This is a genomic window from Gordonibacter urolithinfaciens (assembly GCF_900199375.1).
Classification (GTDB): domain Bacteria; phylum Actinomycetota; class Coriobacteriia; order Coriobacteriales; family Eggerthellaceae; genus Gordonibacter; species Gordonibacter urolithinfaciens.
In genome coordinates, this window is record NZ_LT900217.1 from 1,617,273 (window position 1) to 1,633,180 (window position 15,908).

The 15,908-nt window shown below is 64.5% G+C and carries 10 protein-coding genes and 4 tRNA genes; 2 read left to right on the forward strand and 12 right to left on the reverse strand.

The window, feature by feature from the left end; translation table 11 throughout:
* Positions 1-248: 248 nt before the first annotated feature.
* The 7 genes from BN3560_RS06985 to BN3560_RS07015 all read right to left on the reverse strand — a co-directional run bounded on the left by BN3560_RS06985 (position 249) and on the right by BN3560_RS07015 (position 6,567).
* Positions 249-341: transfer RNA gene (locus BN3560_RS06985), tRNA-Ser, on the reverse strand.
* A 58-nt stretch (positions 342-399) separates the two neighbouring features.
* A tRNA-Ser gene (locus tag BN3560_RS06990) sits at positions 400-490 on the reverse strand.
* Positions 491-555: 65 nt separating this feature from the next.
* On the reverse strand, positions 556-1,392 hold the full coding sequence (locus BN3560_RS06995) for an ABC transporter ATP-binding protein (protein WP_087191165.1): 837 nt from the start codon (positions 1,390-1,392) through the stop codon (positions 556-558).
* 221 nt (positions 1,393-1,613) lie between these two features.
* Complete coding sequence (locus tag BN3560_RS07000) at positions 1,614-2,933, reverse strand: peptidylprolyl isomerase (RefSeq protein WP_087191164.1); 1,320 nt, start codon at positions 2,931-2,933, stop codon at positions 1,614-1,616.
* Positions 2,934-3,151: 218 nt separating this feature from the next.
* The gene (gene typA / locus BN3560_RS07005; RefSeq protein WP_087191163.1) at positions 3,152-4,963 is read right to left on the reverse strand and encodes a translational GTPase TypA; all 1,812 of its coding nucleotides are present in this window, start codon (positions 4,961-4,963) and stop codon (positions 3,152-3,154) included.
* Positions 4,964-5,063: 100 nt separating this feature from the next.
* The gene (locus BN3560_RS07010) at positions 5,064-5,621 is read right to left on the reverse strand and encodes a J domain-containing protein (RefSeq protein ID WP_087191162.1); all 558 of its coding nucleotides are present in this window, start codon (positions 5,619-5,621) and stop codon (positions 5,064-5,066) included.
* Between the two features lie 136 nt (positions 5,622-5,757).
* Positions 5,758-6,567 (reverse strand): CPBP family intramembrane glutamic endopeptidase, encoded by an 810-nt coding sequence (locus BN3560_RS07015; protein ID WP_087191161.1) that lies wholly within the window; start codon positions 6,565-6,567, stop codon positions 5,758-5,760.
* 69 nt (positions 6,568-6,636) lie between these two features.
* On the opposite strand from BN3560_RS07015, the gene BN3560_RS14695 reads away from it, so the two are divergent.
* Complete coding sequence (locus tag BN3560_RS14695) at positions 6,637-7,593, forward strand: TraX family protein (RefSeq protein ID WP_224768053.1); 957 nt, start codon at positions 6,637-6,639, stop codon at positions 7,591-7,593.
* Positions 7,594-7,629: 36 nt separating this feature from the next.
* Here BN3560_RS14695 and BN3560_RS07025 read toward each other — a convergent pair.
* Positions 7,630-7,705, reverse strand: a tRNA-Ala gene (locus tag BN3560_RS07025).
* Between the two features lie 127 nt (positions 7,706-7,832).
* Positions 7,833-7,909, reverse strand: a tRNA-Ile gene (locus BN3560_RS07030).
* Positions 7,910-8,231: 322 nt separating this feature from the next.
* Here BN3560_RS07030 and BN3560_RS07035 point away from each other — a divergent pair.
* Positions 8,232-8,735, forward strand: a complete 504-nt coding sequence (locus BN3560_RS07035) for a bifunctional nuclease family protein (protein WP_087191160.1) — start codon at positions 8,232-8,234, stop codon at positions 8,733-8,735.
* Between the two features lie 86 nt (positions 8,736-8,821).
* On the opposite strand, the gene BN3560_RS07040 is transcribed toward BN3560_RS07035, so the two are convergent.
* The 3 genes from BN3560_RS07040 to gyrB form a co-directional block, all read right to left on the reverse strand.
* The gene (locus BN3560_RS07040) at positions 8,822-10,543 is read right to left on the reverse strand and encodes an MATE family efflux transporter (RefSeq protein WP_087191159.1); all 1,722 of its coding nucleotides are present in this window, start codon (positions 10,541-10,543) and stop codon (positions 8,822-8,824) included.
* Between the two features lie 511 nt (positions 10,544-11,054).
* On the reverse strand, positions 11,055-13,832 hold the full coding sequence (gene gyrA, locus BN3560_RS07045; RefSeq protein ID WP_096227508.1) for a DNA gyrase subunit A: 2,778 nt from the start codon (positions 13,830-13,832) through the stop codon (positions 11,055-11,057).
* Between the two features lie 11 nt (positions 13,833-13,843).
* Positions 13,844-15,814 (reverse strand): DNA topoisomerase (ATP-hydrolyzing) subunit B, encoded by a 1,971-nt coding sequence (gene gyrB, locus BN3560_RS07050; protein ID WP_154247985.1) that lies wholly within the window; start codon positions 15,812-15,814, stop codon positions 13,844-13,846.
* Positions 15,815-15,908: the final 94 nt, after the last annotated feature.

Below are 15,908 nucleotides of genomic sequence, written 5' to 3' on the forward strand. Positions count from 1 at the left end.
AAGCAGAACGTAGAACAGGTAGAACGCCACGATGACGCTCAACCCTCCAACGACGGCGGTTACGTAGTCCATCGTCTTCCTTCCTCGTTTCCAGGCCGCCGCAGCGGCACCTTTGCAAACTAGGAAAACGATAAGGTTGCGCGGATTAGCGCGCCGTTAAGGAGCGAGGGCGGGTGTTAAGAAGGCGTTAAGGCAGGGCGCGCACGATGGAATGAAAAAAGCGCCCGGAGGCGCTTCATCTGGAAAACTGGCGGAGGAGGAGGGATTCGAACCCTCGTTACCCGGGTTACGGGTAAAACGGTTTTCGAGACCGCCGCATTCAACCACTCTGCCACCCCTCCGCGTGGGGTGCGGGGCTAGGCCCCGTATGGAACGCGCCTCGCGGGCGCGGGTGTAAGCTGGCGGAGAGATAGGGATTCGAACCCTAGGTACTCTTTTGGAGCACACACGATTTCCAATCGTGCACCTTCGGCCTCTCGGTCATCTCTCCGCTCGTCCGAAACGCGCATGCTCGCGCTGGGCGCGGACGTGCAGCAGCTACGTAGTATACAACAGCTAATAGGCGCTCACAAGCGAGAAATAAGCATCCTCTTCGGCATTTTTCGCGACAGCGGGAACCGCCGTGCGCTTCACGCGCAGGGGGACGTCGAACAGCGCGCTCATAGTGTCGTCTGAGAGCAGCCGCTCCTTCGGGCCGTCGGCGAACACGGCACCGTCCTTCACGAGGACGAGGCGGGCGATCTCGGGGATGACGTCCTCGGGATAGTGCGTCACCAGCACGATGGACTTCCCCGCCTGGGCCAGCGCGCGCATGCTGCGGCGCACGTAGAACATGCCCTCGGGATCGAGGCCGGTGCAGGGCTCGTCGAACACGAGGGCCTCGGGATCGTGCACGAGCGCACGGGCGATGAGAGCGCGGCGCGCCTGGCCGGTAGAGAGCGTCATGGCGTCGCGGGCGGCGAGGTCGGCGATGCCGAGCAGCCCCATGGTGGCGAGCGCCCGGTCGCGGGCGCCATCGGCATCGGGGGCGGCAACGGTCTGCGGGATGCCGAGGGCGCCGAACAGGCCGCCGGCCACGATGTCCACGACCGGCAGGTGCACCGTCATCTGCTCCTGCATGGTAGACGACACCACGCCCAGGCTGCGCTTGACTTCGGCGAGCATTGCGCGATCGCGGCCCTTGAAGAGCACGGGGGGCTCGTCGCGGTGCAGCGGCAGCATCTCGCGCGTGACGAGCTTCACGAACGTCGACTTGCCTGAACCGTTCGGCCCGAGCAGGGCGATGTTCTCGCCGCACGCAAGCTCGAACGCGTCGATCGTCAGGATGGCGCGTCCGGCTCGGCGCACGACAGCGTTGCGCAGCTGGAGGAAGGGAGGCGGGGTGAGGCTCATGTTCGTTTAATCGCTCCTGTTCAGTGGAAGTGCTTCACGTGAAACACTTCCGAAGTGGCCGGGCGCGGTTGTGCGGCAATGCAATCGAAGGGGCGCTTGAAGCGGAAAGGCCGCGGATACCCCAAGAGGAAGACAAAACCGGGAAAGAAAAAACGGCGGGCACCCCGCAGGATGCCCGCCGTTCGTGATCGTCTGCGCACCTGCACCGTGCGGTCGTACCGCTAAGCCGCCTCGGCAGGCTGCTGGTTCGCGCTGTCGCCGCCTTCTGCAGGCTGGTCGCCGGCCGCGTTGTCGGCAGAACCGTCGGCGCTACCCGTCGCATCGCCCCCATCCGCAGCATCGGCCGAGCCGCCGTTGTCGGCGGAGCCGTCCGCCGTTCCCTCGGCACTGCCGTCGGCATTCTCGCCGGCAGCGTTCTGCTCGGCGCCCGTCGACCCCTCGGCCGGCGTGTACTTCGACATGTCGACGGCGTAGGGCAGGCCCTCCGGCATCGGGTTGATCTGAATGTCGGCGTTCTCCTTGTACTCGTTGAACCACTCCTGAACCGCCGTGCTCTGGTTCTGCTGCTTGAGGGATTCCTTCACGCTGTCCAAGAACTCGACGGGAATCTGGTCGAGGCTCGTGAGCTCGACGGTCTCGGTACCATCCTCGCCGACTACCTTCGGCGCGTTGAACACGTCGGTGCACTTGATGATATGGATGCCGTACTGGCTCGTGACCAAGCCGCTGACCTGATCCTTCTCAAGGCCGCCCAGCGCGTCGGTGTACTCGGTCACGAAGCTGTTCAGCTTGTCCCAGCCCACGTCGCCGCCCTTCGCTGCGCTGCCGCCGGTACCTTCCGCGTTGTCCTTGGAGTACTGCTTGGCAGCCTCGGCGAAGTCCAGCTGGCCGCTGTTGATCTGGTCGAGCACGCTTTGGGCCGTGGCCTCGTCGCCGCTGTCGAACAGGATGTGCGAGGAGCGCTTCGCTCCGTCGTAGGCGGAGGCGTACATCTGCGCGTACTTCAGCAGGTCCTCTTGGCTGGGCTCCTCGTCGGAGGCGAACGACTCGGTCAGCTTCTTCTGCAAGAGCTGGCTCTCAACGTTCTCGCGGTACTTCTCCTCGGTGAAGCCGGCCTGCTCGAGGGCGGCCTTCCACTTCTCGTCGTCCTCGTAGTTCGACTTCGTCTTGTTCACGATGTCGTCGATCTCGGAGCTCTCGACGGTTATGTTCTTCTCCTTAGCGCCCTGCTTGATGAGTTCCTGCTGAGCGAATGAATCGATCATCTCCTCGCGGACGGACTCGGGCGTCATGGCGTTGTCAGCAAGCCACTGGCCCCAGGTGTCGGTATCGGTCATGCTCATTTGGGAGCGGATGCTCTCGACCATGCCCGTGACTTCGTCCTCGGGAATCTCCGTGCCGTTGACCGTGGCCGCCACGCCGCCGGTATAGGTCTTCGCGCCGGAAGCGGAGGCACCGCCCGCACAGGCCGCCAGGCTCCATACGCACGTGGCTGCCAACCCGGCAACGCACACGGCCTTCATGATGTTAGCAGTCTTCATAGAACCCTTCCCTTGAACATGCCGGCTGCCGCAGCTGCCGTGCATGATGTAAGTTACTGATCAGTATTTTCGCACACGCGGCAATTGCCCCCTTAGCGATGCACAATATGCCCACTTTCGCTTCACGAAGCGTGGACGGGGCCTTATGCGAAGAGGCACCCCCTACGCTGACGTGGAGGTGCCTCTTGTCGAAGCGCATGCGAACCTGCGGAAACCTGCTAGTTCTTGTTGGCCTTCTTGCGCTCGATGGAGCTTAGGATGCGCTTGCGCAGGCGGATACTCTGGGGCGTGACCTCCACCAGCTCGTCATCCTCGATGTACTCCAGCGCCTCTTCCAGCGTGAACGTCTGCGGCGGCGTGAGCTGGATGGCCTTGTCGGCGCCGCTCGAGCGCTGGTTGCCCAGCTGCTTGGACTTCGCGATGTTGACGACCATGTCGCCTTCCTTCGCGCTCTCGCCCACGATCATGCCCTCGTAGCAATCCTCGCCCGGACCGACGAACAGCTTGCCGCGCTCCTGCAGCGTGTCCAGCGCGTAGGCGACCGATTTCTCGGTGGACATGCTGATCATGGAGCCGTTCTTGCGGCCGTTGAAGTCTCCACGGTAGGCGCCGTACTCGCTGAAGTGGTGGAACATGGTGGCCTCGCCGCGAGTGACGTTCAGCAGGCGCGTGCGCAGGCCCATGGTGCCGCGCGTGGGGATCTTGAACACGAGGTGCGTCTGGTCGCCGCGCTGGAACATGTCGGCCATCTCGCCGCCGGCGCTGCCGAACACCTCGATGGCCTTGCCCGCGTACTCGCTGGGCACGTCGACCGTGGCCTCCTCGATGGGCTCCAGCTTGCGGCCCTGCTCGTCCTTCTTGATGAGCACGCGCGGGCGGCCCACCTGAAACTCGAAGCCCTCGCGGCGCATGGTCTCCATGAGCACGGACAAGTGCAGCACGCCGCGGCCGGCCACTTCTACGCCGGACTTGTCCTCCAGTTCCTCGATGCGCATGGAGATGTTGCTCTCCGCCTCGCGCATGAGGCGCTCCTTCAACTGGCGCGCGCCCACGATGTCGCCCTCGCGGCCGATGAGCGGGCTGGTGGACGCCTCGAACACAACGGCCATCGTGGGCTCCTCCACCTCGATGGGGTCGAGGCGCACCGGGTTCTCGCGGCTCGTGACCATGTCGCCGATGTCGGCGTCCTCCACGCCCACCACGGCCACGATGTCGCCCGCATACACTTCCTGCTGCTTCTTCTTGCCCAGCTCCTCGAACGTGAACACGTCTTTGATGACGGTGTTGTAGCGCGTGTTGTCGTTCTTGATGACCAGCGCCTGCTCGTTCTTGTGGATGGTGCCGCTGAACAGGCGGCCCACGCCGATGCGGCCGACGAAGCTGGAGTGGTCGACCGTGCAGATCTGCAGCGCCACCGGGCCGTTCGGCTCGCAGTCGGGTGCGGGGATCTCCTTGAGGATGGTGTCGAGCAGCGGCAGCATGTCCATGTTGTCGTCGTCAGGGGCGTAACGCGCATAGCCGTTCACGGCGCTGGCGTAGATGATGGGGAAATCCAGCTGCTCGTCGGATGCCTCGAGCTCAACCATGAGGTCGAACACCTCGTCCACCACTTCCTCGGGACGGGCGCCGGGACGGTCGATCTTGTTCACCACGAGCACGATGCGCAGGCCGAGCGACAGCGCATGCTTCAGCACGAAGCGCGTCTGGGGCATGGGACCCTCGAACGCGTCCACGATGAGCAAGGCGCCGTCGGCCATGTTGAGCACGCGCTCCACCTCGCCGCCGAAGTCGGCGTGGCCCGGCGTGTCGATGACGTTGATCTTCACGCCGTTGTAGGTGACGGAGATGTTCTTCGACAGGATGGTGATGCCGCGCTCGCGCTCCTGGTCGTTGCTGTCGAGCACGCGCTCGTCCACCTGCTGGTTCTCGCGGAACACGCCGCTCGTGTACAGCAGCCGGTCCACGAGCGTGGTCTTGCCGTGGTCGACGTGGGCGATGATGGCGATGTTGCGGAGGTTCTCTTGTTTCACGCTGTTCCTTCTTCTCTCGGTATCGGTTGCGCGGCGCGGGGCCGCGGTGGTTCCCTTGCAGGTGCGCCGGGTGCCGGCGCGAGGTGGAAAGGCGGCGGGGCTACTCCAAGTCCTCCAGCTCGCTTTCCAGGCGGCGCTGCTCGGCCTTGAGCTCGTCGATATGCTCGTTGAGCGTGCCGATGGTGCGCTGGGCGCCGACAGCCTGGATGATGCCCCACACCACGGCCGTCACACCTGCCGTGGCCAGGATGAGCAGCGGCCCCGGCTTGCGGAACAGGATGGCCACCACTGCGCCGACACCCGCCATGACCAGCCCGTTGCGGCGCTCGTCGTACACGACGTCGCGCTGGTGCACCAGCTGCGTGCGCGCCGCGGCAATGCCGGCGAGGCGCGCCTCGGCCCGGCCTCCCGGCCCATAGGCGCGCGTTGCGGAAGCGGTGCGGCCGGCCTTCGTGCGCGAACCTTTTCCGCTGGTCAGGTATTCGTATGCCTCTTGGAGGTTCTTGAACTGCTCGGTGGCGCGGTCTTGGAGCTTCTTGTTCGTGGCGAAGCGGTCGGGATGCAGGATCTGCGCCGTTTCCTTGTAAGCCGTCTTGATGTCGGCGAGGGTGGCATCCTCGTCGAGTCCCAAGATGCGCAGTGCTTCCGTCCGGTTCATAACTCCCCGCAGGATCGTGGTGGCGCGCTGCTCGCGCGTTTGTTTGCCGAAGAAGTATAGTACCACGTCGGCATGGGGAGCCGCGGCGCGGCAAGGGGCGTCACAGAATGCACGCGGGACGAAGGCCGCAGCAGGATCAAGCCAGCCGGTCGGCTCGTGCCAAGCCGCGGAGCGCGGCGACGGCAAGAGGAACGAATAGCGCGATCGTTCCCAGCAGAACGGCCAGGTCGGCGGGGCTGCCCGTCACATAGGTTTCCACCAGCTGCCCGCTCGTCGCGAACGACGGCAGCTCTGACAGGGCATTGAACGCCGCATGCGCGCCTGAGACCAACCACAGGTTCCCCGACTGCGCGTACACGCCCGCCATGATGACGCCGAACAAGGCCGCCTGCACCGGTTTGCCCGCAAGCTGGACGAGGAAGACGGCATCGGCCGGCGGAGCAGCGGTTCCCGAAACATGCAGGATGCCGAAAATCGCAGCCGAAGCCGCTGCTGCGACGAGCAGCGGGCGGCAGGTTCCCGCCCTTTCCAGCGACTCCGCAAAGCTGCGGAACAGGACCCCGCGGAACAGCGCCTCCTCGAACACGCCGGTAAGAAGGCAAAGGATCAGGAATAGGGCGATATCCTCAGAACCGGGAGGCTTTATCCCGGCCGCCGCCCCTGCGAGGCCGGCCGTCGCAAGCCCCGCCGCAAGGGCGATGGCCAGCACACCGGCGCACATGAGGAAGGCGCCGCATGCGCTTCTCGGTATGGGACGCCTGATTTTCAGGACCGCCGGATCGAACAGCGCGAGCACCGCGAGGACAGCGGCTCCGGCTGCGGCCGTCTGCGCGGCAACAGCGCCCGGCGAGCTGCCGGGCACGACGTTCAGGCACACGACGGCCAACGTACAGGAGGCGACGACGTACGCAAGGAGGTGGCGGCGGCGTAAGGCAGGAAGGCTCATGGGATGCAGTATAATCGATGCCTTGCACCGTCAGGTGCACGAAACAGCCGCGGAGACGGAGGCAAGCCGATGGCAGGCAGCGAACGAGGGGCAGCATGTGCCGGAACCGGCGGGCTGTCGTCGTTCGCGCTCAAGGCGGTGGCCATCGTCGGCATGACCGCGAACCACGCGGGCTACCTCTTCGCAGACCAGCTTCCGCTCTGGGCGTCATGCGTGCTCATCGGATTGGGCGGCCTCACGTTTCCCACCATGGCCTTCCTGCTGGTCGAGGGATACCGCCGCACGTCCAACGTCAAGCGGTACGCGTTCCGGCTCGGGGTGTTCGCGCTGGTATCCCAGCTTCCCTATGGCCTGTTCCTCGCCGATAACGGCAACGTGCTGTTCACGCTGCTCATAGGCCTGGGCGTGCTGTACGCCGACGAGCATATGCGCAACCGCGGTGCGTTCTGGGCAATAGCCGCAGCGGGGGCGCTGGTCAGCCTGACATGCGACTGGGGCTTTATCGGCGTGGTCGTGATCGTGCTGTTCAAGAAGCTGGGCGCCGGCCCGTGTCCAAAAGGCGGGGCACGACCAGCGGAGGCGCCCACATCGAAGGCCTCTCCTGCAAGCGCTGCGACGGACAATGCCGAGAAGGTGTCCGCCGCCGTCTCGGCTGCCGCACCCGACACCCCGCTTGTCGCCGCGCCCGACGCGAGTGCAAGCTCCTCCCCTTTCGTCCACGGCGCCGACGACGCCGTGCCCGCCCTGCTGCGCACGCCGCTCGGCGCCGTGGCCGCCCCGGTCCTGTTGGTTGCCATCGCCGACGGCCTTCCCCTACTCGGAGAGCTCGCGAGCTTCGTTATCAGGAGCGGAGACTGGTCACTGCTCCCCTTCGTCCTCTACCCGCTCGTAGGCTGCCCCGCAACCATCCCGCTGCTCTACGCTTATCGCGGCCGCCGCGGGCTTCCCATGAAATGGTTCTTCTACGCCTACTACCCGGCCCATATTGCTGTGCTGGGCGTAGTGCACCTGCTGCTGTTCGGTTGAGGAAAAAAGAAACGGCCTCGCGGCCGTTGGATGATATGGTGGAGCATAGGGGGATCGAACCCCTGACCTACGGCTTGCAAAGCCGTCGCTCTCCCAGCTGAGCTAATGCCCCGTTCTGTTTCGTCTCGCGCCTGCCGCCTCGGAACGAGCCTCGGCAAAGGGAAACGGCACTTTCTTCGGAAAATAATAAACGCTCCACCGGCTAACTCGGCTCACGGTGGAGCGTTTATCGCAAAAAATGGTGGGCCCGAATGGATTTGAACCAGCGACCTCACGCTTATCAGGCGTGCGCTCTAACCAACTGAGCTACGGGCCCGTAAAAAAGTGCCTGGATACTGTAACCCAGAATCAACGGTTTGGTCAAGCGATTTTCAAAAGGAATTTCAAAAGGTTTCCCTGACGACGCTTTCGAGCATCCTTCCCGCAAAGCCGAGAGGAGCGACGGTCGCGCCGTCCGCCCTGCACTGACTATCGAAACATCGCGATCGACACGGAGACCGACGAAGGCTCGCGGACAGTTTGCCACAGGCCCGTCACACGAGGAAAACGCCTTCCTCGCGAACCGTCCCGGCCTCAAGGGAGCGGTATAATCGGGATTAAGCGACGTACCGGCGAACCCGAGGCAACGAGGAGCTGCGATGAAACCCGTCAACGTGCAAACCCTGATCGTGTCGGCCGCGCCGGCGCCCTCCATTCTCGTACTGCAGCCGATAGAGGAACCGTCGCAGCCCGGAAAGTACCGCATCGTGCCCATCTGGGTTGGCATGAACGAGGCCACTCAACTGGGGATAGCCCTTGAGAAGGCCCGTTTGACGCGGCCCATGACGCATGACTTGTTCCTCGATGCGCTCACGAACCTCGATGCGCGCGTCGACCACGTGGTCATCAACGACGTGAAGGGCGCCATGTTCTTCGCACGCCTCACGCTCAAACAGCACGACCGCCTGATCGACCTGGATGCGCGCCCGTCCGATGCCATCGCCCTCGCGCTGCGCCAGCAGGCTCCCATCTTCATCGAGGAGGACGTGCTCGAGCGGGCGTCGTTCCCCTATGTGTTCAAGAACGCGCCGGATGCGGAAGACGAGCTCGCCGATTTCCGCACATTCCTGGAAGAGCTGGCCCCGGAGGACTTCGAAGGATAAACCCAGCACCGGCCTGCCGACTGCTGCCCTGAAGGGGCGGGCGGCGGCAGTTCGGCGGCGGGCGGCGGGGCCCGAGAAAGCCCCGCTTACCAGAACGACGAGGCGATGTCGTCGAGAACGGACGCCGTGTTGCTGCCGTCGAACGCTGTGGTCACCACGAACGAGGGGGCGTTCACCCCCACGATCTCGCCCTGCTTCACCCGTGTCGGCGCAAAAGGGCCGAACGTCGGCTCGGTAGGCGGCAGTTCAGGCTTCTCCAGGGCCGCAGACGCACGTGAGCCGCCCTCATCGATGCCGGTCGACGCCGGATGTCGCCGGCGCGAGCCTGCATGTTCCCTTTCGCCCCCTTGGGCAGAGCCGGGCACCCGTCGCTTCCAGCCCCCACGCGCGAACGTGGCGATGAGGAAGCCGGCGCGCAGCCATTCGTCGATGCACATCGCTATCCACATGCCCACGAGGCCCCAGCCCCAGCCGATACCCAACAGCCAGCCGCCGCCCACTGCGAACACCCACGAGAACGCCACGTTCACCGTTACCGGCGTGCGCACGTCGCCGAGCGCGATGAGAGCGCGCACCATCACGATGTTCAGGCTGCGGCCTATTCCCAAGAACACCTCCACCAGCATGATCTGCCGGCCCAGCTCGTGCACGACCGGGTCGGCGGTGAGCAGACCCACCACGGCGTCGAAGTTCCACCACAGCGTGAGCGACACGGCCGTGGTGAGCACGGCCGCGATGAGGTCGGCCATCCATACGCGCCGGCGCACGATGTCGAACTTGCCGGCGCCGAACAGGTAGCCTAGCACGATCTGCGTCGCCTGCGAAAGCGCGATGGAATACAGATAGGCAATGCTCGCCAGCATGGAGCAGTACACTTTCACCGTGACCACCGTCGTACCCAGCACGTTGATGAACGACAGGATGACGATCTGCGCCAGGTCGTAGTTCATCTGCTCGCCCGACGAGGGAATGCCCACGCCCAGCATGTTCTTGAGCGTCTTTTTCGGGAACGGACGCAGCAGCCGCGGCGACGGGCGCACGTCGGTGTGGCGCAGCAACAGGAACGCCGCCAACCCCAGGCCCACGACGCGTGCCGCCACGTTGGCGGCTGCGGTGCCCTCCACGCCGAGCGCCAGCACGCCGCCCAGACCGTTCACCAGCACGAGGCCCACGCCAACGTTCACCGCGTTCATGGCCAGGCTGGCACCCATGACGTCGCCCACGCGCGCGAAGCTGCGCAGAAGAGCCGTGATGGCGAAGAACGCACCTTGCAAGATGGTGGTGGAGCCCACGATAAGCAGGAACGAGGAGCCCATGCCCCACAGCGTGGCATCGATGTGCAGCCACCCGAAGAACTGCGGCCAGAACGTGAACAGCACCGCCGTCATGAGCGCGCCCAGGGCCATGTTCACCACGAGCGCGACGGTGGCGATCTCCGATATCGTGCGCTTGGACGAGGCGTTCCCCAGCACGCGCGTGACCAGCACGGTGGACGCCGTTCCCATGGCTGACAACGCGATGGTGATGATGTTGAGTATCTGCAGCGCGTTGCCCACGGCGGCGGTCGGGTCGGTGCCGTGCGGGGCCAGCATCATCTGGTTCACGTTGCCTACCATGATCTGCATGAACAGCTCGATGAACAGCGGGACGGACAGCACGAACACGTCGGCCGACGAGGTCTTCTCGGCCGGCGCCCGGCCGGCGCGGGCCCTCCGCGCCTCTCCGGCGCGCCGCCGTGCGCCCTGCGCGTGCCCCCAGGCTCCCTGTGCGCACCCGCGCGCCCCTTGGGCCAATGCGGTTATGGACATGGGCTTCTCCGCCCCCTTTCATCACGTTGCGCCGCCCCTTCGGCGGACGCGCTTACGATCACAAGGCGTGCAGTATACGGCACGTCAACATCCGTGTTACGGACGGGCATCCCATCCACGAAGTCCGCATTCATGAGTACGAACGTTCGCTAAAAATAAGCGCGTAATGAATTTTTAATTCATGATTTTTTGAGTCATCAAATGTTTCACGTGAAACATTTTGCGTGAAACACCGCAAAAATTGAAATTATTGCAAACATTGAAAGAGTGAACGAGAGTAAATAACGGGGAATAGAAAATCGGATCATCAAAAAAATTATTTTCCTTATTAGGAGAATGTACTAATAAGGAGAAATACACTTCTCCTTATTTTTCTCCTTCGCCTTTACTTAGCCTTTACCCACCGTTTCCCTTCGGCTCCCCTCGCAACTGCCATTCCAAATCGCCATCCCAAACAACAACGGGCCCTTTCGGGCCCGCTGTCGATGATTCTTATATTTCCCGTTCGGCTTTAAGCCTCGTCGATCTCGTTCTTGGCGAGGTCGCCTTCCTCGGACTCCTCTTCCAGAAGGTCGATCTGCGACTCGTCCTCGGCTCCGGGCTTCTCGCCGGCGGGGCGCTTCTTCTTGGCACGGCTTGAGATGGCCACAGCCGTCACGCGGTCGCCGTCGCCCACCTTCATCACGCAGACGCCCTGCGTGGAGCGGCCGAGCTCGGAGATACCGGACACCGGGGTGCGCACGACCACGCCCTCCTCGGACATGATCATGATCTCCTCGTCGGGCGCCACGATCTTCATGGCAGCCAAGAGGCCCTTCTTCTCCGTCATCGTGATGGTGAACACGCCCTGGCCGCCGCGGTGGTGGTCGGGGTAGTCGCTCACCGGGGTGCGCTTGCCGAAGCCCTTCTCGGTGATGACGAACAGCTCGGTACCGGGCTTGGCTATCTCCATGCCCAGCACGCGGGCGATGGGCGGCACGTTCATGCCGCGGACGCCCATGGTGTCGCGACCCATGCCGCGCACCTCGCCCTCGTCCCACTTGATGGCCTTGCCGGCGCTCGACACCATGATGACCTTCTCGCCGGGAGCGACGCGCTTCACCGAGATAAGCTCGTCATTATCCTTCAGGTTGATGGCGATGAGGCCGTCGCGGCGCGTGCGGTCGTACAGCTCCATGGACGTCTTCTTCACCATGCCATGAGACGTGGCGAACATGAGGAACTCGTCGGATGGGAAGTCCTTCGTGGCAATGACGGCGGAGATGGTCTCCCCCTTCGCCAGCGGCAGCAGGTTCACGATGGCCGTGCCGCGCGCATGGCGCGATGCCTCGGGAAGCTCGTACACCTTCAGGCGGTACACCTTGCCGGCCGTGGAGAAGAACAGCATGTAGGCGTGGGTCGACGCCACGAACAGGTGCTCCACGTAGTCGTTGTCCTTCAGGTTCACGCCCTGCATGCCCTTGCCGCCGCGCTTCTGCTGGCGGTACGTGGCCACGGGCAGGCGCTTCACGTAGCCGGCCTTCGTCACCGTCACCACCATGTTCTCGTCGGCGATGAGGTCCTCCACGTCGATGTCCTTGGCGTCGGCCGAGAGCAGCGTCTTGCGCGGCGTGCCGAACTTCTTCTTGATCTCCTGCAGCTCGTCCTTGATGATCTGGCGCACGAGCGTCATGTCGCCCAGGACGCGCCGGTAGTAGTCTATCTTCTCGCGCAGGGCGGCCAGCTCGTCCTCGATCTTGCCGCGCTCCAAGCCGGTCAGGCGGCGCAGCTTCATCTCCAGGATGGCGTCGGTCTGCTTCTTCGACAGGCCGAAGCGCTCGGTGAGGCGGGAGGCCGCCTCGGCGTCGGTCTGCGAGGAGCGGATGATGCTGATGACCTCGTCGATGTTGTCAAGGGCGACCACCAAGCCCTCGAGGATATGCGCGCGCTCCTCGGCCTTCGCCAGCTCGTAGCGCGTCCGGCGCACAATGACGTCTTCCTGGTGCGCGATGTAGTAGTGCAGCATCTCCTTGAGCGAGAGCACGCGCGGCACGCCGTCCACGAGCGACAGCATGATGGCGCCGAAGCCCACCTGCAGCTGCGTGTGCTTGTACAGCTTGTTGAGCACCACCTGCGGAATGGCGTTCTGCTTGAGGTCGATGATGATGTCGATGCCGTGGCGGTCGGCGCCGTCGTGGATGTTCGAGATTTCGGGCAGCTTCTTGTCGCGCACGAGCTCGCCCAGCTTCTCCAGCAGGCGCTGGCGGTTCACCATGTAGGGGATTTCCTTCACGATGATGGAGCTGCGGCCGTTCTTCTTCTCCTCAACCTCGCAGCGGGCGCGCACGGTGAGCGAGCCGCGGCCCGTCTCGTAGGCGTCGATGATGCCCTTCTTGCCCATGATGATGCCGCCCGTGGGGAAGTCGGGGCCCGGCAGGGCCTTCATGAGCTCCTCGGTGGTGACGTCGGGGTTGTCGAGCATGAGGCACGTGGCGTCGATGGTCTCGCGCAGGTTGTGCGGCGGGATGTTCGTGGCCATGCCAACGGCGATGCCCTGCGAGCCGTTCACCAGCAGGTTCGGGAAGCGGGCCGGCAGCACGACGGGCTCTTCCAAGCTCTCGTCGTAGTTCGGCTGGAAATCGACCGTCTCCTTGTCGAGGTCGGAGAGCAACTCCATGGCCGCCTTGTCGAGGCGCGCCTCGGTATAGCGCATGGCGGCCGCGCCGTCGCCGTCGATGGATCCGAAGTTGCCGTGGCCGTCGATCAGGGGCACGCGCATGGAGAACGGCTGCGCGAGGCGCACCATGGTGTCGTACACCGCCGAGTCGCCGTGCGGGTGGTACTTGCCGATGACGTCGCCCACGGTACGGGCCGACTTCATGTGCGGGCGCGAGGGCGTGTAGCCGCTCTCGTTCATGGCATAGAGGATGCGGCGATGGACCGGCTTCAGGCCGTCGCGCACGTCCGGCAGGGCGCGGGCGACGATGACGCTCATGGAGTATTCCAGGAACGACGTCTGCATCTCCTTGCCCAGGTACGCCGTGCGCACGATGGTGCCGTTGCCTCCGTTGGCGCCCTCCACGATCTCGCCATGGGCGCTCGGCAGGTCGTCCTTGATGAGCGCCTTCGCGCGCATCTCGTCGGAGATCACCGAGCCTGGGCCGCGCGGGGCGTCGTCGTCCTCCTCAGCATCCTCGGCATCGGCGAGGGCGCCTTCCAGGTCGTCCTCTTCCCCGTCGCCGTTCGCCGCGTCGAAGTCCTCCTCCGCGCGGTTCAGGAACTCGTCGAAAGAATCGTTGTTGTCTGCCACTTAGATTCTCCTTAAATGTCCAGGAAACGGACGTCGCGGGCGTGCTTCTGGATGAACTCCTTGCGGGGCTCCACCTGGTCGCCCATGAGCTCGCTCACCACGCGCTCGGCCTCGGCGGCGTCGTCGATGTTCACCTGCAGAAGCGTGCGCGTCTCGGGCTCCATGGTGGTCTCCCACAGCTGGTCGGGGTCCATCTCGCCAAGGCCTTTGTAGCGCTGGACGTCGAACTTGTCCGGGTTGTCGTACTCCGCGAGCACCGAGCCGAGCGCGCTCTCGTCGTAGATGTAGCGCTCGATCTTGGGGCTGCGCGAGTTCTTCTTCTTCAGGCCGAAGATGGGCGGCTGCGCGATGTAGATGTAGCCGCGGTTGATGAGCTCCGGCATGTAGCGGTAGAAGAATGTGAGCAGCAGGCAGCGGATGTGCGCGCCGTCCACATCGGCGTCGGTCATGATGATGATGCGGTGGTAGCGCGCCTGGTCGGCGTCGAAGTCGTCGCCGATGTTCGTGCCGATGGCCGTGATGAGCGAGCTGATGGTGTCGCTGGAAAGCGAACGGTGAAGGCCCGCGCGCTCCACGTTGAGGATCTTGCCGCGCAGGGGCAGGATGGCCTGCGTCTTGCGGTCGCGGGCCTGCTTGGCCGAGCCGCCTGCGGAGTCGCCCTCTACGATGAATATCTCGGAGTCGGCCGGGGTCTTGGACGAGCAGTCGGCCAGCTTGCCCGGCAGCGCGAACGAGTCGAGCACGCCCTTGCGGCGCGTCATCTCGCGTGCCTTGCGGGCGGCCTCGCGCGCCTTCAGGGCCTGCGTGGCCTTGTCGATGATGCGCTTGGCCGGCTTCGGGTTCTCCTCCAAGTATTCGGCGAGGCCCTGCGTCACGGCGTTCTGCACGAGCGGGCGGATCTCGGTGTTGCCGAGCTTCGTCTTCGTCTGGCCCTCGAACTGCGGATCGTGCAGCTTCACCGAGATGATGGCCGCGCAGCCCTCGCGCGTGTCGTCGCCGGAGAGGTTGGAGTCCTTCTCCTTGAGGATGCCCTTCGCACGGGCGTACTCGTTGATGGTGCGCGTGACGGCCTGCTTGAAGCCGTCGAGATGCGTGCCGCCCTCGTGCGTGTTGATGTTGTTCGCGAAGGCCATGACGGAGTTCGTGGAATAGGACGACGACCACTGCATGGCCACCTCCACCGTGCCGTCATCGTTCTCGGCCTCGAAGTAGATGGGCTTGTTCAGCGTCTCCTTGCCCTCGTTCAGGAACTTCACGAAGTCCACGATGCCGCCGGCGTACTGGAACACCTCGGTGCGCGGCTCGGGCGCGAGGTCGGACAGCGTGCTGCCGGGGTTCGCGCGCTCGTCGTGCAGGATGATCTTCAGGCCCTTGTTCAAGAACGCCATCTCGCGGAAGCGGCTGGCCAGCGTGTCGTAGTCGTACACCGTGGTGTCGGTGAAGATGGTGGGGTCGGGCCAGAACGTCACCGTAGTGCCGTTGCCGCGGCGCACCTTGCCCACCTCGCGCAGCTTCTCGGCCGTCTTGCCGTGGTCGAAGGAGATGTCGTACTGCACGCCCTCCTTGAACACGCTCACCTCCACGCGCGAGGACAGCGCGTTCACCACCGACACGCCCACGCCGTGCAGGCCGCCGGACACCTTGTAGCCCTCGCCGCCGAACTTGCCGCCGGCATGCAGGATGGTGAGGACGACCTCCACCGTGGGGATTTTCTCCTTGGGGTGCTTGTCCACGGGGATGCCGCGCCCGTTGTCGTCGACCGTGATGGAGTTGTCGGGGTGGATCCACACCTCGATGGTGTCGCAGTAGCCGGCGAGCGCCTCGTCGACTGCGTTGTCCACGACCTCGTACACCAGGTGATGCAGGCCGCGTGGGCCCGTCGAGCCGATGTACATGCCCGGACGCTTGCGGACCGCCTCCAGGCCCTCGAGGACCTGGATGTCGGAACCGTCGTAATGGTCAGGTTTGTTTGCCACTGACATGCTCCTTTTTCAGTGCGTTTTTTCGTGAGGACGCGCCGCGGTCCCGCGCGGGACGGGCACGGGCGGCGCAGCCGTCGCGGGCCGCCTCGGCCAA

Coding starts and splice junctions, on each gene's coding strand:
- BN3560_RS07010 (WP_087191162.1), bottom strand. CDS start 5,621: ATGAACCGGACGGAAGCACTGCGCATCTTGGGACTCGACGAGGATGCC.
- BN3560_RS07015 (WP_087191161.1), bottom strand. CDS start 6,567: ATGAGCCTTCCTGCCTTACGCCGCCGCCACCTCCTTGCGTACGTCGTC.
- BN3560_RS07000 (WP_087191164.1), bottom strand. CDS start 2,933: ATGAAGACTGCTAACATCATGAAGGCCGTGTGCGTTGCCGGGTTGGCA.
- BN3560_RS07035 (WP_087191160.1), top strand. CDS start 8,232: ATGAAACCCGTCAACGTGCAAACCCTGATCGTGTCGGCCGCGCCGGCG.
- BN3560_RS14695 (WP_224768053.1), top strand. CDS start 6,637: ATGGCAGGCAGCGAACGAGGGGCAGCATGTGCCGGAACCGGCGGGCTG.
- BN3560_RS07040 (WP_087191159.1), bottom strand. CDS start 10,543: ATGTCCATAACCGCATTGGCCCAAGGGGCGCGCGGGTGCGCACAGGGA.
- gyrB (WP_154247985.1), bottom strand. CDS start 15,814: ATGTCAGTGGCAAACAAACCTGACCATTACGACGGTTCCGACATCCAG.
- BN3560_RS06995 (WP_087191165.1), bottom strand. CDS start 1,392: ATGAGCCTCACCCCGCCTCCCTTCCTCCAGCTGCGCAACGCTGTCGTG.